The organism is Actinomycetota bacterium (genome assembly GCA_035536535.1).
Lineage (GTDB): Bacteria > Actinomycetota > JAICYB01 > JAICYB01 > JAICYB01 > DATLNZ01.
In genome coordinates this window covers 1-22,600 of sequence record DATLNZ010000204.1, presented here as the reverse complement: position 1 = coordinate 22,600, position 22,600 = coordinate 1, and the positions used below count along the sequence as shown (strand labels likewise).

At 69.9% G+C, this 22,600-nt stretch carries 25 protein-coding genes; 15 read left to right on the top strand and 10 right to left on the bottom strand.

Translation table 11 applies throughout. The features are described from left to right. The 3 genes from VNE62_13335 to VNE62_13325 form a co-directional block, all read left to right on the top strand. Window positions 1–184 (top strand): hypothetical protein (locus VNE62_13335; protein HVE93264.1); only part of this gene is annotated, 184 nt, incomplete at its 5' end. Continuing rightward, window positions 165–512, top strand: a complete 348-nt coding sequence (locus tag VNE62_13330; GenBank protein HVE93263.1) for a hypothetical protein — start codon at window positions 165–167, stop codon at window positions 510–512. The genes VNE62_13335 and VNE62_13330, both read left to right, overlap by 20 nt. Then, window positions 505–1,443 (top strand): ROK family glucokinase, encoded by a 939-nt coding sequence (locus VNE62_13325; protein ID HVE93262.1) that lies wholly within the window; start codon window positions 505–507, stop codon window positions 1,441–1,443. Before VNE62_13330 ends, VNE62_13325 begins: the two co-directional genes overlap by 8 nt. A gap of 56 nt (window positions 1,444–1,499) precedes the next feature. On the opposite strand, the gene VNE62_13320 is transcribed toward VNE62_13325, so the two are convergent. Continuing rightward, window positions 1,500–2,438, bottom strand: coding sequence for a SigB/SigF/SigG family RNA polymerase sigma factor (locus tag VNE62_13320; GenBank protein HVE93261.1), 939 nt, complete (start codon window positions 2,436–2,438; stop codon window positions 1,500–1,502). Next, window positions 2,435–2,833 (bottom strand): ATP-binding protein, encoded by a 399-nt coding sequence (locus VNE62_13315; protein ID HVE93260.1) that lies wholly within the window; start codon window positions 2,831–2,833, stop codon window positions 2,435–2,437. The genes VNE62_13320 and VNE62_13315 overlap by 4 nt, the downstream gene beginning before the upstream one ends. A 143-nt stretch (window positions 2,834–2,976) precedes the next feature. Here VNE62_13315 and VNE62_13310 point away from each other — a divergent pair, with 143 nt between their 5' ends. Then, complete coding sequence (locus VNE62_13310) at window positions 2,977–3,453, top strand: ATP-binding protein (GenBank protein HVE93259.1); 477 nt, start codon at window positions 2,977–2,979, stop codon at window positions 3,451–3,453. Here VNE62_13310 and VNE62_13305 read toward each other — a convergent pair. Together VNE62_13305 and ligD are read right to left on the bottom strand one after the other, a co-directional pair. Beyond that, entirely contained in the window at window positions 3,450–6,722 is a 3,273-nt protein-coding gene (locus VNE62_13305) for a GAF domain-containing protein (GenBank protein HVE93258.1), read from the bottom strand. The genes VNE62_13310 and VNE62_13305 overlap by 4 nt on opposite strands. 71 nt (window positions 6,723–6,793) lie before the next feature. Continuing rightward, the gene (gene ligD, locus VNE62_13300) at window positions 6,794–9,241 is read right to left on the bottom strand and encodes a non-homologous end-joining DNA ligase (GenBank protein HVE93257.1); all 2,448 of its coding nucleotides are present in this window, start codon (window positions 9,239–9,241) and stop codon (window positions 6,794–6,796) included. 261 nt (window positions 9,242–9,502) lie between these two features. On the opposite strand from ligD, the gene VNE62_13295 reads away from it, so the two are divergent. The 3 genes from VNE62_13295 to VNE62_13285 are packed head-to-tail and all read left to right on the top strand — an operon-like array spanning window position 9,503 to window position 10,912. Continuing rightward, entirely contained in the window at window positions 9,503–9,724 is a 222-nt protein-coding gene (locus VNE62_13295) for a CsbD family protein (protein ID HVE93256.1), read from the top strand. A gap of 36 nt (window positions 9,725–9,760) precedes the next feature. Then, on the top strand, window positions 9,761–10,723 hold the full coding sequence (locus tag VNE62_13290; protein HVE93255.1) for a TIGR03557 family F420-dependent LLM class oxidoreductase: 963 nt from the start codon (window positions 9,761–9,763) through the stop codon (window positions 10,721–10,723). 51 nt (window positions 10,724–10,774) lie between these two features. Further along, window positions 10,775–10,912: a DUF3096 domain-containing protein gene (locus VNE62_13285; GenBank protein ID HVE93254.1), complete on the top strand. Its 138-nt coding sequence runs from the start codon at window positions 10,775–10,777 to the stop codon at window positions 10,910–10,912. Between the two features lies 1 nt (window position 10,913). On the opposite strand, the gene VNE62_13280 is transcribed toward VNE62_13285, so the two are convergent. Continuing rightward, window positions 10,914–11,696, bottom strand: coding sequence for an enoyl-CoA hydratase/isomerase family protein (locus VNE62_13280; protein HVE93253.1), 783 nt, complete (start codon window positions 11,694–11,696; stop codon window positions 10,914–10,916). A gap of 117 nt (window positions 11,697–11,813) precedes the next feature. Here VNE62_13280 and VNE62_13275 point away from each other — a divergent pair, with 117 nt between their 5' ends. Next, entirely contained in the window at window positions 11,814–12,335 is a 522-nt protein-coding gene (locus VNE62_13275) for a hypothetical protein (GenBank protein ID HVE93252.1), read from the top strand. A gap of 148 nt (window positions 12,336–12,483) precedes the next feature. Then, window positions 12,484–12,855, top strand: a complete 372-nt coding sequence (locus VNE62_13270; protein ID HVE93251.1) for a hypothetical protein — start codon at window positions 12,484–12,486, stop codon at window positions 12,853–12,855. A 51-nt stretch (window positions 12,856–12,906) separates the two neighbouring features. Here VNE62_13270 and VNE62_13265 read toward each other — a convergent pair whose 3' ends face one another. Next, window positions 12,907–13,848 carry a hypothetical protein gene (locus tag VNE62_13265; protein HVE93250.1) on the bottom strand — a complete coding sequence of 314 codons (942 nt, stop codon included), beginning with the start codon at window positions 13,846–13,848 and terminating at the stop codon, window positions 12,907–12,909. Window positions 13,849–13,874: 26 nt separating this feature from the next. On the opposite strand from VNE62_13265, the gene VNE62_13260 reads away from it, so the two are divergent. Next, a complete protein-coding gene (locus VNE62_13260) occupies window positions 13,875–15,116 on the top strand; it encodes a hypothetical protein (GenBank protein HVE93249.1) in 1,242 nt (413 codons plus the stop codon). On the opposite strand, the gene nth is transcribed toward VNE62_13260, so the two are convergent. Next, on the bottom strand, window positions 15,052–15,834 hold the full coding sequence (nth, locus tag VNE62_13255) for an endonuclease III (protein ID HVE93248.1): 783 nt from the start codon (window positions 15,832–15,834) through the stop codon (window positions 15,052–15,054). The genes VNE62_13260 and nth overlap by 65 nt on opposite strands. A gap of 21 nt (window positions 15,835–15,855) precedes the next feature. Between nth and VNE62_13250 the strand changes: the two genes are divergently transcribed. Beyond that, a complete protein-coding gene (locus VNE62_13250) occupies window positions 15,856–16,614 on the top strand; it encodes a lysophospholipid acyltransferase family protein (GenBank protein HVE93247.1) in 759 nt (252 codons plus the stop codon). 7 nt (window positions 16,615–16,621) lie between these two features. Here the strand turns inward: VNE62_13250 and VNE62_13245 are convergent, their stop codons facing one another. Genes VNE62_13245 through VNE62_13235 form a run of 3 tightly spaced genes read right to left on the bottom strand, consistent with a single transcriptional unit; the run spans window position 16,622 to window position 19,544 of the window. Next, a complete protein-coding gene (locus tag VNE62_13245; GenBank protein HVE93246.1) occupies window positions 16,622–17,638 on the bottom strand; it encodes a L,D-transpeptidase family protein in 1,017 nt (338 codons plus the stop codon). Between the two features lie 52 nt (window positions 17,639–17,690). After that, window positions 17,691–19,178: a glycerol kinase GlpK gene (glpK, locus tag VNE62_13240; GenBank protein HVE93245.1), complete on the bottom strand. Its 1,488-nt coding sequence runs from the start codon at window positions 19,176–19,178 to the stop codon at window positions 17,691–17,693. A 6-nt stretch (window positions 19,179–19,184) separates the two neighbouring features. Next, window positions 19,185–19,544, bottom strand: coding sequence for a hypothetical protein (locus tag VNE62_13235; GenBank protein ID HVE93244.1), 360 nt, complete (start codon window positions 19,542–19,544; stop codon window positions 19,185–19,187). 100 nt (window positions 19,545–19,644) lie between these two features. On the opposite strand from VNE62_13235, the gene VNE62_13230 reads away from it, so the two are divergent. From VNE62_13230 to VNE62_13215, 4 genes are all read left to right on the top strand, one after another. Then, complete coding sequence (locus VNE62_13230) at window positions 19,645–20,673, top strand: ATP-dependent 6-phosphofructokinase (GenBank protein HVE93243.1); 1,029 nt, start codon at window positions 19,645–19,647, stop codon at window positions 20,671–20,673. 16 nt (window positions 20,674–20,689) lie between these two features. Then, window positions 20,690–21,070, top strand: coding sequence for a hypothetical protein (locus tag VNE62_13225; protein HVE93242.1), 381 nt, complete (start codon window positions 20,690–20,692; stop codon window positions 21,068–21,070). After that, on the top strand, window positions 21,067–22,113 hold the full coding sequence (locus tag VNE62_13220) for a threonine aldolase family protein (GenBank protein HVE93241.1): 1,047 nt from the start codon (window positions 21,067–21,069) through the stop codon (window positions 22,111–22,113). Before VNE62_13225 ends, VNE62_13220 begins: the two co-directional genes overlap by 4 nt. A 97-nt stretch (window positions 22,114–22,210) precedes the next feature. Next, window positions 22,211–22,600: MoxR family ATPase (locus VNE62_13215; protein HVE93240.1), on the top strand; the 390-nt coding region annotated here is incomplete at its 3' end.

Here is a 22,600-nt window from a genome sequence, read left to right as displayed (position 1 = left end):
TGCCGAAGGCAGGCTGGAGTTGTCCAGGCGGGGCGAGGAGCTGATCGTGACGGTCGGGTCCTACAGGCGGTCGCTCGTGCTGCCGCAGTCGCTTCGCCGTCGGCAGGTGATGGACGCTGCCTTTGACGGTCCCGTATTGAGGATCACGTTCGGGAAGGATGGAGATGAACCGGCAATCCGATGACCCACCCGGGTGGGACGGCGAGCAGCCGGAGGACCGGGACGACGTGACAGCCGCTGCTCAGGACTGCGCCGCGGGTCTCGCCGACGTCGTGACCTCCGTGGTGCGACGGGTGGGCCCGGAGACGACCGAGCACCTGCTGCGGGCGGCCAGGGAGGTCGGGCTGGCGCTGCGGACGGTCATCGAGGGCCTGGCCGAGATCGCCACCGACCTGGACTCCCGGCGAGTGCCCGACCAGCTTCAGTCGATCCAGATCCGAGGAACACCGGCCCGCCCCCGTCCGGGCGACGCCGCGGACCCGGAGGCACCGGCCGGCGCTCCCGGTGGCTGAGGCCATCGGCATAGACCTCGGCGGCACGAAGATCGCCGCCGGCGTGGTCGACGAGTTGGGCCGCGTTGTGAGGTCCGAGCGGATGCCGAGCGACCTGGACGACGCGGCCGAGCTGGAGCGTGCGGTCCGGGACCTGGTCGGGCGGCTGGACGCGCCCGATGCGGCAGCCGTCGGTGTCGGCGCGGCAGGCATCGTGGACTTCGAGTCCGGACGTTACCTGTACGGGCCCAATACCGGCCTGCGCGACGTCCCGATGCGCGAGGTGGTTGCCGGTGCCGTGGGACGTCCCGTCGTGGTGGACAACGACGCCAACTGCGCCGCGTGGGCCGAGCACCGCTTCGGTGCCGGCAAGGGGACCAGGCACTTCATCTGCGTGACCCTCGGCACCGGCGTCGGCGGCGGCATCGTCATCGACGGACGCCCCTACCGGGGGGCGCACGGCGGCGCGGCGGAGATAGGGCACATGCTGGCGGACCCGGACGGCCCCCTGTGCGGGTGCGGCAGGCTCGGGTGCTGGGAGCAGTTCGCCTCGGGCCGGGCGCTGGAGCGCATGGCTCGCGAGGAACTCGGCGCGGGGGCCACAGGTGCGCTCGCGGCAGTCGGGGCGGGCTCCCTGCGCGGCGAGACGGTCACCCGCGCCGCGAGGGACGGCGACGAGGTCGCCGTGAGGATCGTCAACCGGCTGGCGGAGTGGATCGGCTGGGGGTTTGCGTCGCTTGTGAACGTGTTCGACCCCGAGCGGATTGCGGTGGGTGGCGGACTGGCGCGCGAATGGGACCTGCTCGCCGATCGCGCGGTCCGGGCGATGCGCGAGCGAGTCGAGGCACCGGACTACCGGCCGCTTCCGGACATCGTTGCCGCGGAGCTGGGCGGTGAGGCCGGGATGGTGGGGGCGGGCTGGATGGCGCTGGAGCGGCTCGCAGCGGGTTAGGACACGGCCGCCGCGCACAATCCCAAAAGCGTTGCGCCGCTTGCGGCTCGGAAGGACTAACCGTCGAGGTCGCCGAGGTTGGCGCGCAGCATCGAAAGCGTGCGCGACAGCAGCCTGGACACGTGCATCTGGCTGATGTCGAGCTGCTCGGCTATCTGGCTCTGGCTAAGCCCCCGGAAGAACCTGTAGTACAGGATCTTGCGTTCGCGCTCCGGCAGCCTGCGGATCAGGGGGCCGAGGTCGGCCCAGCCCTCCACCAGCTCGATCGACTCGTCGGGGTCGGCCAGCGTGTCGATCAGTGACGTCTCGAACTCGGCCTCGGCGGGTGTGTCCAGCGAAGAGGCGGAATACGCCTGCATGGTTTCCATGCCCTCCAGGACCTGTTCGGTGGTCAGCCCGGCGCGCTCCGCGATCTCGGCGATGGTGGGGGAGCGGCCGATCTCCTGGTTGAGCGACGAAAGGACGTCGCGCAGTTGCAGGGCCAGGTCCTGCAGACGTCGGGGCACCCGGATTGCCCAACAGCGGTCGCGGAAATGCCTTTTGAGCTCCCCGACGATCGTTGGTGTGGCGTAGGTCGAGAACTTGACGCCGCGTTCGGTGTCGAACCGGTCGATCGCCTTGATCAGCCCGATGCTGGCGACCTGTCCGAGGTCGTCGCTGGACTCCCCGTATCCCCGGAAGCGGGACGAAAGGTACTCCGCCAGGGGGTGGTACAGCGCGACAAGATCGTTTCTGGCCTGCTCGTCCGGCATGCGGGCGAACAGCGCCCGGGAGCGCTCGTCGAGGGTGACCGGGTCCACGTCCAGCAGGTCGGACATGTCCGACAGCGCGGCCTGGACGTCCGGGTCGTCGGCCGGGGCGGCATCGTCATCCGTCCCGGCCTTGACGCCGTCGCCCGAGGGAGCCTCCTCGAGAGCGGACGAGCCCGCGGGCCAACGGGCCTCCGGAGCCGCGTGCTGTATGGGTTCTGTGCTCGCTTCCTGCTCCCTGCTCACCGCACTCCCCGTTTGCTCATCCGGACGGCCGAGCCCTCTCCATCGACGGTGAAGAGCGCCTCGTCGACGAGGCTGGACAGGACCTGCCAGGCGAGCGTGTGCCGCAGGCCGGACGGTGGCCACGGCTGCGCGGGAGCGTCGGTGCAGACGACCAGCTCGAGCCGGTCGTCGTCGTCGCTGATCTTCATGCACAGCTGTCGCGACTCCGACTTGGCCGCCATCAGCTGCGAGCCCGCCTCGTCTACCGCGAGGCGCAGGTCGTCCACGGCGTCGTAGGAAAAGTCCATGCGGGCTGCCATCTCGGCCGCCAGCGTGCGCAGGATGTGCAGGTACTCAGGGCGCAGCGGGATCCTTACCGAGACTGCCTCGTGCATCTGCCCGTTTCCGCTGCTCATGAGCTCCTCTGGGCTATGACTCGACGTTTGCCTCGCAGGCGAACAGGGTACTACCCGACGCAGCAGGTTTGGCAGGGCCGGACCTGTGGGATGATGATCGCGCGTCTGAGTGGCGCGTGAACGTCGGACAGCGGGGAGACTGGATGTTGGCGGAGCGCCAACGAGACGCAAGTGACGGGTTCAACCTCAGCCTGAGGCCCGAGCCACGCTACGTAGGAACGGCTCGTGCTTTCGGCGCCGCCGTAGCCCGGCACTTCCAGGCCGACGAGGAACGCATCCAGGACGTCAAGGTAGCCATCTCCGAAGCCTGCTCCAACGCGATCAAGGCTCACCGCAACTCCGCCGTCAACGAGCCCATCCAAGTGGTCGTGCGGCAGGGGACCAGCACGCTGCGCTACGAGATCATCGACGCCGGCGAGGGCTTCGAGGCCCCCACCAACCCCCCCCCGGTGCAGACCCCGATCCTGTCGCCGGACAGTCCGGAGCTGTTCGAGGGCGGCATCGGGCTCATGCTCATCAGGTCGCTTTTCCCGGATGCTGAGGTGATCCGCAATCCGGACGGCGGAATGACCGTCAGCTTCCAGTTGGCTCTGGACGACCGGACCGCCGCCGCTTCTTAGCTTCTCAGCGGCGCCTTGATGACGACGATCGCCATATCGTCGGAGGCGTTTCCGTTCTGATAGTCCAGAACCGTCTTCTCCAGCTCTCTCGCCGTGGCGTCGGCATCCTTTCCGATGGTCCGCGTCAGGACCGTCTTCAGCATCCCCTCGCCGAACGGGACCGTTTTCCCCCGGCCCTCCGTGACTCCGTCGGTGTAGAAAACCAGCGCGTCCCCGGGTGTCAGCTCGACATGGGCGTCGTTGAGCGACACGTCCGGGAAAAGACCAAGCAGCGTGCCCTGGCACCGGATCTTGTCCACCTTGCCGAACCGCTGAACCAGGTAGGGCGGCGGATGCCCCCCGCACGACAGAGTCACTTTGGCCCCCCTCGGGGACGGGTCGATCTTGGCGAATACACAGGTGCAGTACCTGTCGTCGGTCCGCTGCCGGCGGACGGCCTCGTTGAGCAGTGACAGGATCTGGTGGGGCTCACGGGGGAACATCGCCGCCGTCCTGACCGTGTACCGGGCCAGAGCGGTCAGCGCGGCCGCCTCGGCCCCCTTGCCGCACACGTCGCCGATCGTCAGGGCCCAGGTCTTACGGCCCACCGGGAAGATGTCGTAGAAGTCGCCCCCGACCTCCAGCCCCTCGCCTGCGGGGTGGTAGCGGGCCGCCACGTCCAGATGCGGGATGCGCGGAGTCTCGGGAGGCAGCAGGCTCTGCTGGAGGGTCCGTGCGACCTGCGCCTTGTCGTCGTAAAGGCGGGCGTTGTCCACGGCGAGGGCGGCCCGCGAGGCGAGGTCCTCGGCCAGACGAAGGTCGGATCTGCCGTAACGCCTTCCCGTCGTCGACGAGGCGAACGTGACCGCTCCGAGCGTCCGCCCGCGGGCGATCAACGGGACGATCATCGCGGAGGTGATCCCGAGGCTGAGGAGTATCTCCAGATGCCTTGCGTCCTTGGCGATCCCGGTCAGCATCTCCTTGGGTATCTCCTCGAGCAGCTCGGAGACGCCGGTGCGCACGACATTCGGCGCGCCGAAGGGGGCGTCGGCTTGTCGCGGGTACAGGCGGTCCAGCTCCTCGAGCAGCGCATCGGCGCCGGGACGGGAGTGGTGCAGCGACATCCGGCGAAGTCCGGACCTGTCCAGCAGGTCCACGACACACCAGTCCGCCAGGTAGGGGACCGCCAGCCTGGTGACGTTGTCCAGCGTCGCCTGCACGTCCAGCGAACCTGCGAGAAGCGTGCTGGCGCCCGCGAGGAACGCGAATCGCTCCTCGTCTTCGCGCAGTGCCCGCTCCGCACGCTTTTCCGCTTCGGCCCGTTCGTGGAACTGACCGATCTGGCCCCCGATCGACGACATCATCCGCAGCAGGTCCTCGTCCGGCTCACGTACCGACTCCGTGAAAAACTCCATGACACCCACCGTCTGGCCGCCCGTCTCCACGGGGAAGGCCACGGCCGACCGGAGGCCGGAGGTGGAGGCGGCCGCAGCCCTGGCAAAGCCCGGGTCCTGGGTCACGTCCTCGAGCCATGACGTCCCTGCGTCGAGCACGCGGCCGGGCAGGCCCTCCCCGGCCCTGAGCTCGAGTTCTCTGCTCTGGGTCCAGAACCCGGCGAGATCCAGGGTTGGTGCGTTCCAGGTCTCAAGGCACCGGAGCACGCCGTCCTCGCCGGTCATCCACAGGGCGCCGGCGGCCCATCCGATCGAGCGGCAGATGCCTTCCAGAATCCCCGGCGCGGCCTCGGCGAGCGTGGACGCCTCGGCCAGCGCCCGCGCGGCTGCGCCCTCGGCCGACTGCCTCGCCTCTCCCTGCTTGGTCTTGGTGATGTTGACCATGAACCCGCGCAGCAGTCCGGACCCGTGGCCTCCGGCGACCAGGTGGGCGACGTTGCGCAGCCACACGGTTTGCCCCTGGGCGGACTTCGCCCGGTACTCGATCTCGCGGTCGGAGCCGTTGCCGGGCTGTGCGCGCAGGTCGGCCAGCCAGTTCCGGACCTCTTCCAGGTCCTCCGCGTGTATCAGGGACTTCCAGAAGTCAGCGTCTGCCACCCAGTGCTCCGGCGGGTAGCCGAGGATGTCCTCGGCCCCCTGGCTGACGAAGCAAAAGGAGAACGTGTCGGGGTCGGCCTCCCACACGACGGCGTCCAGCGTCTGCAGCAGCGCCCGGACCCGGCCCTCTGCCTCCTGTAACTCCCGGAACAATCTGTCGTTGTCCACCGCCAGCGCCGCCCGGCGGGCCAGCTCCTGGGCCAGCGCCACGTCGTCGGGGCCGTAGCGCCGTCCCGGCTTGGTGGAAGCGAACGTGATGGCGCCGACCGTCGTGTTTCGCGCGCTCAAGGGGACGCAGATCGAAGAGCGGATTTGAAGCGACCACAAAAACCGGAGGTGGTCGGCCTCCACGCCCTGCGCCCCTGGGAGGGACGCCTCGACGTCCTGGACGACCTCCGCCTGCCCAGTGCGGATGACGTTCGGGACGCCCCGGGTGGCGGCGGGGTCCAGCGGGTAGTACTCCGCGATCTGAAGCGCGAGCCGCTCCTTTTCCGGGTCGGGGTGGGAAACGGCGACCTGCCAGATCTCACCGTCGTCGCCGGCCAGGTGCACGAGACACCAGTCCGAAAGCGCGACCCCCGCCCTGCTTATGGCCTTGAGCGTCTCGCGGTAGTCGAGCGAGCTGGCCGCGGCCGTGCTGACCTCTGCGACCAGTGCGAGACGCTGCTGGGCCACCTCCGCCTCCGCGCGGGCCTGCCGCTCGCGCTGCTCCGCCTGGATACGGGCGGCGGCCGCTCCGAGGACGTTTGCCGCCGACTGCAGAAACGTCTCGTCGTCGGTGCTGAATGTCCGGGCGGACCGGTGATGCGTCCCCAGCAGGCCGAACCTTCCCTCACGGTGATGGATCGCGACGCTCAGGGCGCTGACGAACCCACGCCGCAGCAGCTCGGGGGCCGGGTCGAACCTGGTCTCGGTTGGAAGGTCCACGACGACCACCGGACCGGCGGCCCGCAGCGTGAATTCGAGTTGTGACCCCGGCGCGACGGCTACCTCGGCGGGTGGGTCCTCCCACCCCCAGCTCGCGAGAAATTTCATGGTCGCGCCGTCCGGCAGCGCCTCCAGGATGCCCGCCGAGTCCGTGCCCAGGGTCTCCGCCACGACCCGCACCGCCTCCGCCGTCAGCGTGCCGAGATCCGAGACCTCCAGGGCGCGCAGACCCAGCTTCGCCACGGCCTCCTGGTGAAGGGCGCGGGCGTCCAGGCGGGCCGGTTGTCCGCGCGACACGAGACCCTCCGTCACTTGGACACGGGTCCTTTCATCTGGATGAGCCCCAACGAGTCCTCCCCGGCCGGCAGCCCGGGGGCGTGCAATTATCCTGCCGCCTCCTCGACTGTGCAATCGGCCGGAGACTTGTCCGGGCGCAGTCCCTTGAATGAGGGAGCCCGCAGCTTGCGCCCCGCCGTGAGCTGCAGGTACTCGACGTCGCACACGAGCTCAGGACGCACCCAGCGGCCCCCCTTCAGGGCTGCCAGCGCTGGGTCGCCGGCAGCGGGCTCGCCGGTTTCGAGCTGGACCAGTTTTGCCAGCAGGTCCTTGAGGACCGGCTCGGTGAAGCCGGTTCCCACCTGGCCGAGCCACACGAGCCTGCCGTCCTCGTGGGCCCCCACCAGAAGGGAGCCGAACGTCGTCGAGCGCGAGCCTGAACCGCACGTCCAGCCCAGCACGACGCACGACGTCCGTTTCAGGGCCTTGACCTTCCGCCAGTCCCGTGAACGCTGTCCGGGCAGGTAGGGGGAGCCGAGGCGCTTGGCGATCATGCCCTCCAGCCCCATGGCTTTCACGGCGGCGAACATCGACTTGCCCTGGCCGTCGCGGTGCAGCGTCAGCCGGAGCCTCCCGGTCTCCGTCGCCACGCCCTCGAGCAGGCGTCGGCGCTCCTCGACGGGCTCGGCCAGCAGGCTGCGGCCATCCAGCCAGAGCAGGTCGAAGGCGAAAAGCGTCACCGGAACCGTTTTTCGCATTCGCTGGATGTCGGCGGACCCCGTGAGGTTCATCCGCTGCTGCAGACGCTCGAACGAAGGCCTGCCGGAGTCGTCGGAAGCGACGATCTCGCCGTCCACCACCGCCGACAGCGCATTGACGAACTGGGCGAGGCTGGCCAGCTCCGGGTAGATATGCGTCTGGTCGCGACCCGTCCGGGACACAAGCCGGGTGCCCTCGGGGGTCACGTAGGCCAGGGTCCGGATTCCGTCGAGCTTCGGCTCAAACCGCCACTCGTCGTCGTCGAACGGTTTGTGCCCGGCCTCCGCGAGCATCGGCGAGAATTCCGGGGGTGGGTCCGGCTGGAGTTGCGCCGACCGCTTGGACAGCATCACCAGCCACCCCTGGGCCGTCCGGACCATGTGGTACTCGCCGCGGTGGCGGGTCCCGTGCAGCCGGATCATGATCTTGCCCGGCTCCCACTCCAGCGTGTCGTAGGTCCCGCGGTCGAAGATCCGGACTTCTCCCGCTCCGTAGTTGCCCTCCGGGATCCAGCCCTCAAAGCCGCCGTAGTCCAGCGGGTGGTCCTCGGTCTGGACGGCCAAGTGCCTTTGTCCCGGGACCGTCGGCAGTCCCTTCGGCACGGCCCAGGACACGTAAACGCCGCTGCGCTCCAGCCGGAGGTCGTAGTGAAGTCGCGTCGCGTCGTGCTTTTGGATGACAAACCGGTTGCCGTCCGGTGGTTCGCTCGAGCCGGCCGGCTCGGGGGTGGCCGCGAAGTTTCTCTTGCGGGCGTACTCGTCCAGCGAGCGCTCCCCGGCCTCCGCCTGTGGCGGGCGCCCCGTCAACTCGAAGTCGGCGGCCATCCCAAGCCTTTCCATCGCCGGGCGCAGGTCCACCGGAGCCTCCAGGACGGGGCGGAACAGGTGGTCTACCTGCGCCGCGCGCTCGCGGCCGTTGAGGATCGTGAAGTCGGCGGGAGACGCCCCGGCCTCGACCTGCTCCCAGGTCAGGGGCATCGACACCGTCGCGCCGCGCTCCGGGCGGGCCGAGTAGACCGAGGCGATGTTCTGGCCGCGGCGGTTCATGTTGTGGTCGATGAAGATCTTGTCGCCGCGCTTGGAGATGTCCCACTCCATCGTCACCCGGCTCCTGTCCGCCCGCAGGATCGCCCGGCCCACGGCGCCGACGAAGTCCCTGGTCTGGTCGTATGAAGGGCCGTGGATCAGCGGGACGTAGATCTGCATCCCCGTGGCCCCGGAAGTCTTCGGGTAGCAGACAAGCCCCAGGGCGTCCAGGGCGGCCCGGACGTGGTGCGCGACCGCCCGGACGTCGGAGAACGTGGCGTCGCCCATGGGGTCCAGGTCGAAGAACAGGTAGTCGGGCAGCTCGATGGTTGCGCACCGGGAGTGCAGCGGATGGAACTCGATCGAGCCCAGGTTGACCACGTAGAGCAGGGAGGCCACGTCCTGGGCCATGAGGAAGTCGTTGACGCCCCCGCCCTCGTCCGAGGCCACTTTGCACCTGGGCATCCAGTCCGGGGTATGGACGGGTGCGTTCTTTTCGTAGAAAAAGGGTCCCTCCGCCCCCTCCGGCATCCGCTTTCTGGTCAGTGGCCGTTGGGCGAGGTAGGGCAGGATGAAATCGGCGATGCCGTAGTAGTAGGAGAGCAGGTCGCCCTTGGTGTAGCCGTCCCGGGGCCAGTAGACCTTGTCAAGGTTGGACAGCCGAAGGCTGCGGTCCCCGGCTTCCAGCCGCCAGTGCTGGCCGTCCCGTACCGCGGGAAGCTCCACCGGGTGCTGCACCGTGTAGGGCGACCCCCGGGACTTCCGTGCCACGGACCGATCCTACCCCCGGCCCCGGGGGGCCGAAAAAAGTTTTTTGGGAAACAGGTTTGGACTCGGGGGGAGCCGGGTATCTCACCTGTGCCCCAGCGTCCAGAGGGAGCGCGACCCAGACCCGCGTCGCGCTCCCTCTCGGCCATTCCGGGGCTTTTTTCGTTTCCCGCGTTCCTGCTGCTCAAGGCCTGTTTCCGCTCCGACCGAGCGGGGAAAGAGTGACCCAGGGGGTCCGACCGGACCCACGGCACGGGAGGCGACATGGGCGACAACGACCTGAGCAACAAGGCCGAAGAGCTAAAGGGCCGGGCCAAGCAGGCGGCCGGGGACCTCACCGACAATCGCGACCTCAAGCGCGAGGGCAAGATCGAGGAAGGCACGGCGGAGGTCAAGCAGAAAGCCGACGACCTCGGCGACAAGGCCGGTGACCTGGCCGGACGAGCCGGAGACGCCATCAAGAACGCGACCACCAAGGACAAGTAGCGCGGACGGCCGCCGGCCGGCAGCGCGGAGGATCAGGTGGCGGAGTTCGGCTACGCCATTTCAAGCGAAGAGCACGCCCCGCGGGACCTCGTCCGCAACGCGAAGATGGCCGAGGACGCGGGGTTCAGCTTCGCCCTGATCTCGGATCACTACCACCCGTGGGTGGACCGCCAGGGCCACAGCCCGTTTGTCTGGAACATCATCGGGGGGATCTCCCAGGCCACGGAGCGCCTGCGGCTGGGAACCGGGGTCACCTGCCCGACCATCCGGATCCACCCGGCGATCCTCGCGCAGGCCGCCGCCACCAGTGCGGCCATGATGCCGGGGCGGTTCTTCTTCGGAGTCGGCAGCGGCGAGAACCTCAACGAGCACATCCTGGCCGACAGGTGGCCTCCGATCGACGTTCGCCTCGAGATGCTCGAGGAGGCCATAGAGGTCATCCGGCTGCTGTGGCGAGGGGGATCGCAGAGCCACCGCGGTCGCCACTACACAGTGGAGAACGCCCGGATCTACACGCTGCCCGAACAGCTCCCGCCGATCATGGTCGCCGCCTCGGGCCCCAAGTCCGCCGAGCTCGCAGGCCGCGTGGGGGAGGGCCTGATCACGACGGCGCCCGACGAAAAGACGGTCCAGGCGTACCGCAAGGCCGGCGGAAGCGGTGAGATCTACGGCCAGGTCACGGTCTGCTGGGCCCCCGAGGAGGCCCAGGCCCGCAAGACGGCACACGAGTGGTGGCCGAACGCGGCGTTGACCGGCCAGCTGTCGCAGGAACTGGCCCTGCCGGCCCACTTCGAGCAGGCGTCGCAGAAGGTGACCCAGGACGATGTCGCGGAGTCGGTCCCATGCGGTCCGGACCCCGACCGCCACGTCGACAGAATCTCGAAGTTCCTGGAAGCGGGAATCGACCGCGTCTACATTCACCAGGTGGGGCCGGACCAGGAGGGCCTGTTCCGGTTCTGGGAAAGTGAGCTCAGGCCCCGGCTGCAGAAGCTGGGTTGACGGGAGGCGTCGATGCGAAGTTTCGCTGTTCTGCTGGCCCAGGGTCGAGAGGTGAGTCTCAACTTCGACATCCCGGCGGTCCTGGCACTCGTGGCCGGGATTCTGATCTTGATCCGCCCACGGCTTCTCGCCTACATCGTGGCGATCTACCTGATCATCATCGGGATCCTGGGGCTGCTCGGGCAGTAGCTCAGCGGCCCTCGAACTCGGGTGAGCGCCGCTCCCGGACCGCCTTCAGTCCCTCGATGACGTCGTCGGTGGCCATGGTCACCGGCTGCGCGAACCCCTCCCAGGCCGCCGCTTCGTCCATCGTCCGACGGAAGGCGTGGCGAAGTCCCTGCTTGACGTAGCGCAGGGCCAGTGGCGCGTTCGCCGCCACCTCCCCGGCCAGCGCCAGGGCTTCGTCCAGCACCCGGTCGCGCGCCACGGTGCGATTGACGAGTCCGATGCCGGCGGCCTCGGCCCCCGTGACGTTGCGGCCGGTGTACAGCATCTCCGCCGCCCAGGTGTGTGACACGGCCCGCGACAGAAGCGCGGTGGCCAGCATTCCCGGGTGGATCCCGATCCGGACGAACGGCATGCTCATGGGCGCGTCGTCGGCGGCCACGCGCAGGTCGCACATGAGGGCCAGGCACAGGCCCGCCCCGATGGCCGGACCGTTGATCGCGGCGATCGTGGGGATGTCCAGATCCAGCAGCGCCGAGAACCTCGGGTAGAACGACGTCATCTTGTCCCGGATCGTGGGGACGTCCCGGGGGCCGGAGTGCAGGAACCCCAGATCCCCGCCCGCGCAGAAGGCGCTGCCGGCCCCGGTGACCACGAGGGCCCGGACGCCGTCCATCGCGGCCACCTCCCGAAGTGCCTCCGGGAACCGGCCGGTCATCTCGGCGGACATCGCGTTGCGCTTGTCCGGGACGTTGAGCGTCAGTACGGCCACGCGCCCCTTGCGCTCCAGCAGGATCGAGTCGCTCATCGCGGCGGAGGGTAGCAGGCAGGGGGCCGTGGCCGAATTTCAGACGTCCGGCAGGAATTCGGACCTGGTCCCCGTATCACTACAACGTCTGAAGCTTCAGTCCTGAGGAGGACGCTCATGTCAATCAAGCTCCGCATCGCCCTCGCCGCTGCCGCGGCAGGGATGCTGTCGGTGCTGGTCCCCGTCGGCGGCTCGCCCGCTGTCGCAGGCCAGTGCGACCAGAACGTGTACGTGTTCTCGCAGACCGGCGTCATCTTCGACCAGCCGATCGACGACCCGCAGGGAGGCCAGATTTACCACCAGGGCAACCCGACGCGTGTCACGAATGAGATCGGCTGCCTCGCCTCGCCGGACGTGGAGTTCAACTCGAACTTCATCTACCCCGGCTCGAACATCCTGTCGTCGCGGCTGCTGGCCGGCAACGCAACTACGTACCACTTTGCCGGTGCGCTTGCGGGCGCGTCCGGGGACGTGATTCGCGGCCGCTCCACCACGGGCCGTGTCACCGACCCGAACCTCACGTTCATCCAGAGCAGGCCGGTCGCGGTCAGCCCCGCCTCGCTCGGCTGCCAGGACGCCTGGTTCAACGACGGCGGATCCGGCGCAACGTACTGCACGCTGGAGTCGCTCACCCCGTAGGTCACACAGGAATCGAGGGGGAGCGCCGGGACGGGCGCTCCCCCTTTGCTTTGCACCCGAAGGAAATTGCTCGACGGCGCCGAATGGCTAGTCGTCACCCGAGGGCGGGCGTACGAGAACGGCGCGCCCGGTCGATCTAGGAGGAACAATGCGCAAGATCTGGATCACCGTCGCGGCCGCGGCTGTGGCGGCGACGATGTCGGGCACCCCGGCTCAGGCAGGATTCGGTGGATGCAACGTCCCCGGCGCCAGCCAGGATGGGACCGCTGCCGGCGACCGCAACGGCTCCGGCGCGCTGTACATGAGCCAGGGAACGGGCTCGGCCACCGTCGGCGAGGAGTCCGGCCGCGGCTACATCCAGGTGGACGCCAGCACGAGCAACGGCATCACCGTCCACGGCGCCGCCGACAAGACCACGGGCGCCACGCTGAACGGCCAGGCCAACATCAACCCGAACAACACCAGCGCCCCCGTCACCATCTGCCTGTCGCCGGCGGGAACCACCGTCAAGCTTCCGTAACAGGCTCGGCATCGAATTGAGGCCCGGCTCCCGTGAGGGAGCCGGGCCTCGTCACGTCCGCAGGTCGTAGGTCCAGGTGCGGGGTTTGTCCTGCCGTTTCACTTCCACGCGCAGCGCCGACGGCCGGCCCTCCACTCGCTCAAAGCCGAAAAACCCGGACGGCGCGGCGGCCGACTCGAAGGCGGCCTGGTTTCTGGTGTGCTCCTTGCCGGCGGCGTCAATGAGAGTCGCCCCCGTGACCGACAGTGGCGCAGTCTCGCCCCCGTCGCTGGAGAAGGCGATCAGCACGACCGTGGTCTTTTTGTAGCTCAGGGCGGCCCGCGCGGTGAGGGTGAAGCCCTCCTTGGACTGCCTCGCGCCCATCTCAAAGTGGTTCTCGGACAGCCGCCCCCCGGTGTAAACGAAGTCGGTCACCTTCCACGAGCCCCCGTCCCTGCGCACTTCCACCGGCCCCTCGAGCACGTCGTCGGAGGTGAGGTTTCCTTCGGGTCCCGACACCGCCCCGGTCAGTCCGGCCTTGACCGAGACCCGGGCCGAGCGGTCGTCGGAGGACATGACCTTTGGCGGCTCGACGACCTTGACCGAGTTGTCCGTGGACGCGCCGCGCCTGGAGTTCTCCTGGTCGATCACGTCCCTCACGAACACCAGCGCGGAGGCCGGTCCGGACGAGTACAGCCGCTGGGTCGCGTAGTCCTCTCTGTCGATGGCATCCAGCAGTCCCCGGACGGCGGCCTCCGGCGACTGTGCCGCGGGAGCCGCGGAAGGCCGGGCCGTGGCGCGTGGCGTGGAGCCGGTTGCCGGTGCCCGTCCTTCGGGTGGAGATGCCGCGGGGCCGGTTTCGGGCGTGGGGCTGGAGCCGCGGGATGAGGCCGTCGCGGCCGGCGTGGCGTAGGGGGCTTCACCTCTGGCGCATCCCGCGACGGCGGTGGCGATGAGCGCAGCCGTAACCAGCCAGGCGACGCTGGTAGCCTTCGCCGCGCCCGTGGCCTTCACGGCGCTCAGGTTATCGGGAGGGTGGCGTGGGGGTGCTGGCAGCAGGCGAGGGTGGGGCGTGCCTCGTCGCGGCGTCGCTGGACCCGGACATCACGGCGCTCGCCGTCGAGGGACTGGCCGTCCCCGCCTCGACTCCAGCGGGCCGGCCCGTGCTGCCCGTGGAGGCGCTCCCGGACGATCCGGACGCCGACGAGGTTCGGCTTTTGGCCGGCGAGCCGTCGACGCGCGCGGCTGTGGCGAGCTGGGCCCGCGACCGCGGACTGACCATCAGCCGACAGGAGCCGCCGATGCTGGGGGCCGCGGACGGAGTGACGGTGGTCGCCGTGAGTTCCACCCGCACCGGGTCGGCCAAGACCGCTGTGGCGCGACGGGTCGTCCGCGCGCTGCGCCGGTCGGGGGTGCCGGTGGCGGTGGTGCGCCACCCGCAGTCCAGCCTCCTGCACTGGCCCCAGGCTGCCGGGACGCATCTCCTGCACGACCCGAGGGAGCTGTCCGGGCCTCGTCCAATGGACCAGCGCGAGGAGCTTGCCCCGCTGCTGGGTGCGGGGGTCCCGGTCGCCACCGGTCTCGACCCCCGGGCGATGCTCCAGGAAGCGTCGTCGGCTGCCCAGGTGGTGGTCTGGGACGGCGGGGGTTCGGCTGCCCCCTGGGTGCGTCCGGACCTTCACATCGTGGCCGTGGATGCGATGCGCGGTCCGGACGAGCTCTCGCGCGACCGGCTGGCGTCGGCGGACGCGGTGGTCGTGACCAAGGTCGACTCGGCCCCCGAGGGGCGGGTGCGCGAGTGGGAGGACCTGATCGCCGACGTCGCGCCGGACGCGTCGCTCACGCTCGCCGACCTGCCGGTCGGTGTGCCCGAGGGATCGCAGCTGGTGGGACGCGACGTGGTGGTGGTGGAGGACTGGCCCTCGCTCGGACTGGGCGGGCTCAAGGCGGGGGCGGGGGCGGTGGCGGCCAGGCGGTTTCGCTGCGGGGTGGTCGACCCCCGGCCGTTCGCCAGGGGAGCCATCGCCCGGGCTCTCCGGGATCATCCCCACATCGGGCCGGTGATCCCGTCGCTGGGCAGGACGGCGCAGGAGCAGGACGACTTGGCGGCCAGCGTCGCGGCGACTCCGGGACAGGCCGTCCTCTGGGCGTCGCCCGCGTCGCCGGAGGGCCTGCTGGACGCCGAGAGCCGTCCTGTGCTGAGGGTCTACCCGGAGCTCATGGAAGTGGCCGGCGCCTCCGTGGCCGAGATTCTGCGGCCGATCCTTTCCCCTTCGCCCTGACGGCCCCGGCTCCGCCCGTCCCCGCTGGCCCGGCCCCCGTTGCCAGCAACCCCGTCGGGCACCACTTCAGCAGCGGGCACTCCTCGTGCCGCGGAGCCTTGGCGTTGCAGGGGCCGCGGCCGAGCATGATCAACTGGTGGGGCGTGCGGGCCCAGCGGTTCTGCGGAAGCAGGTCCATCAGGTGCCGCTCGATCTTCACCGGGTCCTCGGAGTCGGTCAGCGCCAGACGCAGGCTCGTGCGGCGGACGTGGGTGTCCACGAAGATCCCGTGGTCGGACTCCGGACGCGGCCACAGGTGCGCCAGGACGACGTTGGCGGACTTTCGTGCCGCCCCCGGGACCGTCAGGAGTTCGTCCATCGTCCGCGGCACCTCGCCGCCGAACCTGTCCACCAGCACCCGGGACGTACCGATGATCGACTTCGTCTTCTGGCGGAAGAAGCCGGTTGACCGGACTATCACCTCGACCTCGGAAGGGTCAGCGGCCGCCAGGTCGTGCGGAGTGGGGTAGCGCCGGAACAGCTCCGGGGTGACGGCGTTGACGGAGATGTCGGTGGTCTGCGCCGAAAGGATGACCGAGATCAGCAGTTGGAACGGGTCTGAGTAGATCAGAGCCGGCCGCGGGTCCGGATGTGCCTTCTCCAGCGCCCGGACGATTGCCCGTACCCGGCGCCTCGCGTCGTCGGGGTCGTAGCCGGTGGGGGGCAGGAACCTCGCCATGGGAGCCATACTTATAACCGCGTGCTCAAACTGAGGGGGTCGGAATTGCGGGAGCCGGTGGAGGGACTCTTCCCGGCGTACAGCCGCGCCGCCTACCGCGTCCTCAAAGCGGTCCTCGGAACCGCCATGCGCACGGCCTACGAAGTGCGCATCACGGGTGTGGAAAACCTCCCTGCGTCCGGTCCGGCGATCCTGGCCGCAAACCACATCTCGTTTTTGGACTCGTTTTTCATCCCCCTGTCGGTCCCGCGCAGGGTCACGTACCTCGCGAAGGCCGAGTACTGGGACTCCTGGCGCACCCGTTGGTTTTTCGAGACCGTGGGCCAGATACCGGTCCGCCGTCAGGACGCGGAGAAGGCCCAGGCGGCTCTGGAGGCCGGGATCCGTGTGCTGGGAGCGGGCGGACTGCTCGGCATCTACCCGGAGGGGACGAGGTCCCCGGACGGCCGCCTTTACCGCGGCAAGACGGGCGTGGCGCGCATGGCTCTGCGGGCCGGCTGCCCCATCATCCCGGTGGGACTGGTCGGGACGGGCGATGTCATGCCGAAGGACTCGAAGATGCCGAGGATGTCCGGTCGAGTGGGCGTGTCGTTCGGGCGTCCGATGACGGTCCCGTCCTCCGGCGAGCACGAGCCGATGGCCCTGCGAAACTTCGTGGACGCGCTGATGTACGAGATCCGCGAGATGTCGGGCCAGGAGTATGTCGACCGCTACGCCGACCGCAAGCCGAAGCCCGCTGCGGAGCTGCGGCAGCTGGCGGGAGTGTCCGTCTCAGCCTGACGTCCGGCTAGGGCCCCGGCGAACTCGTCGGCTGGGGCGGCGCCGTCGGCACCGTCTGGGGGGTGGGCGAGGGCCTCGGCGTGGGCGAAGGCGAAGGCGCCGGTGTGGCCGGACGGGCCGAAGGCTCCTGCGAGGGCGGCGCGGTTGCCGGGGCGGCGGCGTCCGGCGTGTCGGCTCCCGGGGGCGAGGCGACGTCCTGCTCCTGGACCATCGGGCCGCCGTCGTGGACGACCACGACCGTGCCCACGGGCAGCATGCCGCTGAGCGCCTGCGAGAACGACATCGGCACACGGATGCACCCGTGGCTGGCGGGTCCGGCCGGGACCGACGGCGCTCCGTGGATCGCGATGCCGCCGACGATGTAGCTCGGGAAGTGCAGCAGCCCCAGCGGGCTGCGGCGCCAGCCGGTGATCTTGCGGGAGACGCTGAACCGGCCCCGCGGTGTGACGGCACGTCGCGTGTAGCCCTGGGACGTGAACTTCTTTCCGTTGCCGCTTGAGATCGGGACGATCTTCTCCACGGTCCCCGAGCCGTCGACCATGAACAGGACCTGCCGGCGAAGGTCCACCTCCGCGTGCCTGGCCCCCTTCACCCGGGGCGCGGGACGCGATGCGGTCCGCATGGCCTCGACGTCGGCTGCCTTGAGGGTGCCGGTCCGGGGCTTGCCTTCGACCTTCTGAAAGGCCATGACGGCGTGGCGGCTGCCTGCGTCCATGACCCCGTCCACGGGTCCGGTCCAGTAGCCGAGCTCCGACAGCCGCTTTTCGGCCTCCAGGATCTCGGCCTTGCCGACGGCCGCCACGGGAGGGCGGGCGGGAGTGGGCGCGGGGGTCGGGGAATGTGTCGCCGCGGGCGTGTCCGCGACCAGCGGCGCCTGGGGGCCGGGGGCGGCGGGAGGAACGAACCGTTGGCCGGTGGCCGCAAAGGCCGACCCCGCGGCCACCGCAGCGGCCGCCGGCATCCACAGCCACCGGGAGAACCTGATGGGCCGGTGCCGGGACCTGCCGACGACCTCCACGCTCATCCACCCATGATGCAGGAGTCAACGATTGTTGAGTGTGATGTAAGGGGGTGCTTCAATCCCGCACCCAGTCGCGGGAGCGGTCGAGCGCCCGCCGCCAGCGTTCCCGGTGTGCCTGCCTGTCCCCCGGCTTCATTGAAGGCTCGAAGCGGCGGTCCAGTCGCCACACCGAGTCCAGTGACTCGATGCCGTCCCACACGCCCTCCGCGAGTCCGGCCAGAAAGGCCGCGCCCATCGCCGTGGACTCCCGCACCTGCGGACGCAGCACGGGAATGCCGGACAGGTCCGCCTGCAGACTGCACAGTAGGTCCATCCGGACGGCCCCGCCGTCCACACGCAGTTCGCTCGGAGCGGCTCCCGCAGCGTCCACCATCGCCTCGATGACGTCCTGGGACTGGTGCGCCATTGACTCGATCGCGGCTCGGACGATGTGCGCGCGGGTCGTCCCGCGCGTGAGCCCGGCGATCGTGCCTCTCGCGCGCTGGTCCCAGTGGGGGGAGCCGAGACCCACGAACGCGGGCACGAAGGCGACGCCTCCCGTCTCGTCCACCGACTTCGCGAGCGGCTCGGCCTCGTCGTAGGACGAGATGATCCCCAGGCCGTCGCGAAGCCACTGCAGCGCGGCGCCGGTGACGAAGATCGATCCCTCCAGCGTGTAGTCGGTGCGGCCGTCGATGGTCCAGGCAACGCTCGACAGAAGTCCCCCGGCGGGGGGCGGGGGCGTGGGTCCGGTGTTCATGAGCAGGAACGAGCCCGTGCCGTAGGTGTTCTTTGATCGTCCGGGGGTGAAGCAGCCCTGTCCGAACAGCGCCGCCTGCTGGTCCCCCGCGATGCCCGACACCGGCAGCGCCGCGCCCAAAAACGACTCGGGGTCGGTGACGGCGAAGCGTCCGCTGGACGGCTTCACCTCCGGCAGCACGGGGGCCGGGACGTTGAGCAGTCGCAGCATCTCTTCGTCCCAGGACAGCGACTCCAGGCCGAACAGCATCGTCCGCGAGGCGTTGGACGGGTCGGTGACGTGCGCGCGTCCGCCGGACAGCTTCCACACCAGCCACGAGTCGATCGTCCCGAAGGCCAGGTCCCCGCGCTCGGCCGCCTCGCGGGCGCCGGGGTTGTTGTCCAGCAGCCACTCGACCTTCGTCCCGGAGAAGTAGGCATCGGCCACCAGCCCCGTCCGGCTGCGAATCAGAGGCTCGTGTCCGGAGGTCTTGAGCTCGTCGCAGCGCTGGGCCGTCCGGCGGCACTGCCACACCACCGCGTGGTCGATCGGTCTGCCGGTGGTCCTGTCCCAGACGACAGCCGTCTCGCGCTGGTTGGTGATCCCGATGGCGGCGATGTCGGAGGTGGCGACGCCGCGCATGGCGTCGTCGGCAGCATCGACGGTCGCCGTCCAGATCTGGTCTGCGTCGTGGGAGACCCAGCCCGGGTGCGGGAAGTGCTGTGGGAACTCGCGGTAGCCGCTTGCTTGCACGCGCGCGTCCTCGCCGACGACCAGGACGGTTACGCCGGTGGTCCCGGCGTCTATCGACAGGACCTTGGGCATGGGGGCCTAGAACTCGGCCCCCGACGGGTCCGGCCGGCGCGCGAGAAGGACCTCGGCCTCCCGGCGGACCGTCTCGTACCAGTCGCGCTTGGCATCGTGGCTGCGGACGAACTCCAGCGCCGCCGACGCGACGCGGACGACGTCGGCGTGTGCGGACCGCGTCCGGTAGACATGGATCAGGCGGTCGTACGGTCCCGCGGCGTCGAAGCGGGCCGCGACCCCCTGCTCGTAAAGCGCAACCGCCTCGTCGGTCCGGCGAACCTGCTCGAGGTTCTGGCCGCGCAGGTACAGCCGGACGAGGTCCTCGGGCGGTGGTCCTTGCGGCTCGGGCTCCTTCGGAGCGCCGCGACGTCCGAACAGCGGCATGCCGCAGATGCTATCCGACGCGGTTTCCGTGCAAAGGCTGCGGTGGGCGCATCGATGCGGGCATCATGGGCGCTCACGGGTCCGAAGACGAGGTGCGGCAATGCGTGTGGGAGTCCTGACCGGCGGCGGCGACGCCCCGGGTCTGAACGCGGTCATCCGTGCCATCGTCCGCAAGGGCGTGGACGTCCACGGCCACGTGATCATGGGCTTCCGCGACGGTTGGCGGGGGCCGATGGAAGGCGATGTCGAGCAGCTGACGCTGGAGTCGATCCGCGGGATCCTGCCGCGCGGCGGCACCATCCTCGGGACCTCGCGCACCAATCCCTATAAGACATCCGACGGCGCCGCGCGCGTGATCGATAACCTGCGCGCGCACAAGATCGAGGCGCTCATCCCGATCGGAGGCGAGGACACGCTCGGGGCGGCGGCAAAGCTCGCCGCTGAGGGGGTCAACGTCGTGGGCGTGCCGAAGACCATCGACAACGACCTGTCGGGCACCGACTACACGTTCGGATTCGACACCGCCGTGCAGATCGCGACCGAGGCCATCGACCGGCTTCACACCACCGCGGAGTCGCACCACCGCGTGATGGTGGTGGAGATCATGGGACGCCACGCCGGCTGGATAGCCACCTATGCCGGCATCGCCGGGGGAGCCGACATCGTGCTCATCCCGGAGAGGCCGTTCGACATCAACGAGGTGGCGCGCCGGGTGAAGATGCGGACGGCCCGCGGCCGGACATTCTCAATCGTCGTGGTGGCCGAAGGCGCCACTCCGGCGGAGGGGACGCTGAGCGTGCAGGAGCAGGGGACCGACGAGTTCGGACACGTCCGCCTCGGCGGCATCGCCAACACGCTGGCGGCCGAGCTGGAGGCCCGGACGGGATTCGAGACGCGCGTGACGATCCTCGGTCACGTGCAGCGAGGGGGTACCCCAACCGCCTTCGACCGCGTCCTGGCCACCCGTTTCGGTGTGGCCGCCATCGACGCGGTGCACGAGCGCAACTTCGGGGTGATGGTCGCGCTTCGCGGGACCGACGTCGTGACGGTGGACCTCGAGGAGGCCACGGCCCGGCTGAAGACAGTGGACCCGAAGCTTTTCGAGGTGGCGGAAGTCTTCTTTGGCTGACGGCTCCCGTCTCCCCGTGCCGAACCGCGTGGCGTTCCGCGCCCTGGCCGCGGTCTTCGCGGTGCCTTCGGCCGCCTTTTTCGCCATGGCCGCCACGGGACTGGGACGTCGCGAGGTCCAGACCACGAGCCTGTTCTACGCGCTTTTGTTCGGGGCCTGTGCGGCCGGGCTCTGGACCGCTACGCGGTGGGGCCGGACGCTCGCGCTTCTCGTGTCCCTCGGCAACGCCGGCGTGGCCACCCTCGGCCTCCTGGCGACGCTCGTGTCGTCGCGCGCGCTGGCCGCCGGGCCCGCGGCGCTGCTGGTCATCAGCGGGGCCCTGGCCTACCTCCTCACGCGCCGGTGGTTCGCCCTGCCGGGCGAGGACGACCGCGCGGTGCCCGGGGAGGCAGGGTGACGTCCGGGCTGGTGGACCTGAGGTCGGACACCGTCACGGTCCCCACGCCTGAGATGAGGCGGGCGATGGCGGAGGCCGAGGTAGGGGACGACTGCTACGGCGAGGACCCCACGGTCAACCGCCTGCAGGACGCCGCCGCCGGGCTGCTCGGGATGGAGGCAGCGCTTTTCGTCCCGACCGGCACGATGGCCAACCAGATTGCCATCGCCGTGTACGCCAAGCGCGGCGGCGAGGTGATCTGCGAGTCCGACTGTCACCTGATCCACCACGAGTCCGGCGCATCGGCGCTGCTGTCGCAGGTCCAGCTCCGGGGCATCGGCGGGCGGGCGGGTGTGATGGATCCGGACGACGTCCGCGCGGCCCTGCGTCCGGACGACCCCTTCCAGCCGGACACCGTCCTGGTCGCGCTGGAGAACACGCACAACGCCGCCGGCGGGACCGTGTGGCAGCCGGAGCAGGTCGCCGCCGTTGCCGCCGTCGCCCGGGAGGCCGGGATGCCCGTGGCTCTGGACGGCGCACGCCTGTTCAACGCCTGCGCCGCCACGGGGGCCGAGCCGGCCGCCTACGCCCGCCACTGCGACGTGGTGACCCTGTCGCTGTACAAGGGCCTCTGCGCGCCGATGGGGTCGCTGGTGTGCGGGTCCGCCGAGATGGTCGAGCGTGCGTGGACGTACCGCCGGATCTTCGGGGGCGCGCTGCGGCAGGCGGGGGTCGTCGCCGCCGCGGGGCTGGTGGGTCTGGAGACGATGCGTGACCGGCTGCACACCGACCACGCCAACGCGCGCCGGCTCGCCGAGGGACTGGCCGAGGTGGCTCCGGAAGGCTGTGTCCCGATGGACCGCGTCCAGACGAACATGGTCGTGTTCGATGCCGCGCGCGCGGGTGTCGATCACACGCGCCTGCTCGCCGGGCTGCGCGAGGAGGGAGTGCTGGCGGGATTGATCGCGCCGGGCCTCGTCCGCTTCGTCACCCACGCCGACGTGGACGCCCCTGCAATCGACCGCGCGTCCGGTGTGTTTGCCGGCGTCTGCCGCAGCCTGTAGCGCAGCCTCTTCGGCGATCTTGAGCGGCGCGGCCGCCGCTGCATCATGCTGGGGGTCCTAATCGGCGATCCAGGGGTGGACCTTGTCCGGACAAAATGTGATCACAGAGGCCCTCGGCGTGGCCGTGGCCGCCCGAGTGCCGGTCCTTCTGTGGGGCGCGCCGGGCACGGGCAAGACCTCGGCCATCCGTGCGATGGCGGAGTCCATCGGCCTGCCGTGCGAGACGGTCATCGCCGCGATCCGTGAGCCCTCGGACTTCGCCGGGCTCCCGGTCGTGATCGACGGCGGCGTGCTGCTGGCGCCGCCCAGGTGGGCGCACAGGCTGGCCTCGTCCGGACAGGGGATCCTTTTCCTGGACGAGATCTCCACCGCGCCTCCCGCCGTGCAGGCGGCGCTGCTGCGGGTCGTGCTGGAGCGGGTCGTGGGCGACCTCGAGCTGCCGGAGGGTGTCGTGATCATCGCCGCGGCCAATCCGCCGGAGCAGTCG

What these genes read in the sequence shown, in the direction of transcription:
- VNE62_13235 (HVE93244.1), bottom strand. Translation starts at nt 19,544, where the DNA reads ATGCCGCTGTTCGGACGTCGCGGCGCTCCGAAGGAGCCCGAGCCGCAA.
- VNE62_13315 (HVE93260.1), bottom strand. Translation starts at nt 2,833, where the DNA reads ATGAGCAGCGGAAACGGGCAGATGCACGAGGCAGTCTCGGTAAGGATC.
- VNE62_13280 (HVE93253.1), bottom strand. Translation starts at nt 11,696, where the DNA reads ATGAGCGACTCGATCCTGCTGGAGCGCAAGGGGCGCGTGGCCGTACTG.
- nth (HVE93248.1), bottom strand. Translation starts at nt 15,834, where the DNA reads ATGGCGAGGTTCCTGCCCCCCACCGGCTACGACCCCGACGACGCGAGG.
- VNE62_13295 (HVE93256.1), top strand. Translation starts at nt 9,503, where the DNA reads ATGGGCGACAACGACCTGAGCAACAAGGCCGAAGAGCTAAAGGGCCGG.
- glpK (HVE93245.1), bottom strand. Translation starts at nt 19,178, where the DNA reads ATGCCCAAGGTCCTGTCGATAGACGCCGGGACCACCGGCGTAACCGTC.
- VNE62_13330 (HVE93263.1), top strand. Translation starts at nt 165, where the DNA reads ATGAACCGGCAATCCGATGACCCACCCGGGTGGGACGGCGAGCAGCCG.
- VNE62_13310 (HVE93259.1), top strand. Translation starts at nt 2,977, where the DNA reads ATGTTGGCGGAGCGCCAACGAGACGCAAGTGACGGGTTCAACCTCAGC.
- VNE62_13245 (HVE93246.1), bottom strand. Translation starts at nt 17,638, where the DNA reads ATGAGCGTGGAGGTCGTCGGCAGGTCCCGGCACCGGCCCATCAGGTTC.
- VNE62_13275 (HVE93252.1), top strand. Translation starts at nt 11,814, where the DNA reads ATGTCAATCAAGCTCCGCATCGCCCTCGCCGCTGCCGCGGCAGGGATG.
- VNE62_13270 (HVE93251.1), top strand. Translation starts at nt 12,484, where the DNA reads ATGCGCAAGATCTGGATCACCGTCGCGGCCGCGGCTGTGGCGGCGACG.
- VNE62_13230 (HVE93243.1), top strand. Translation starts at nt 19,645, where the DNA reads ATGCGTGTGGGAGTCCTGACCGGCGGCGGCGACGCCCCGGGTCTGAAC.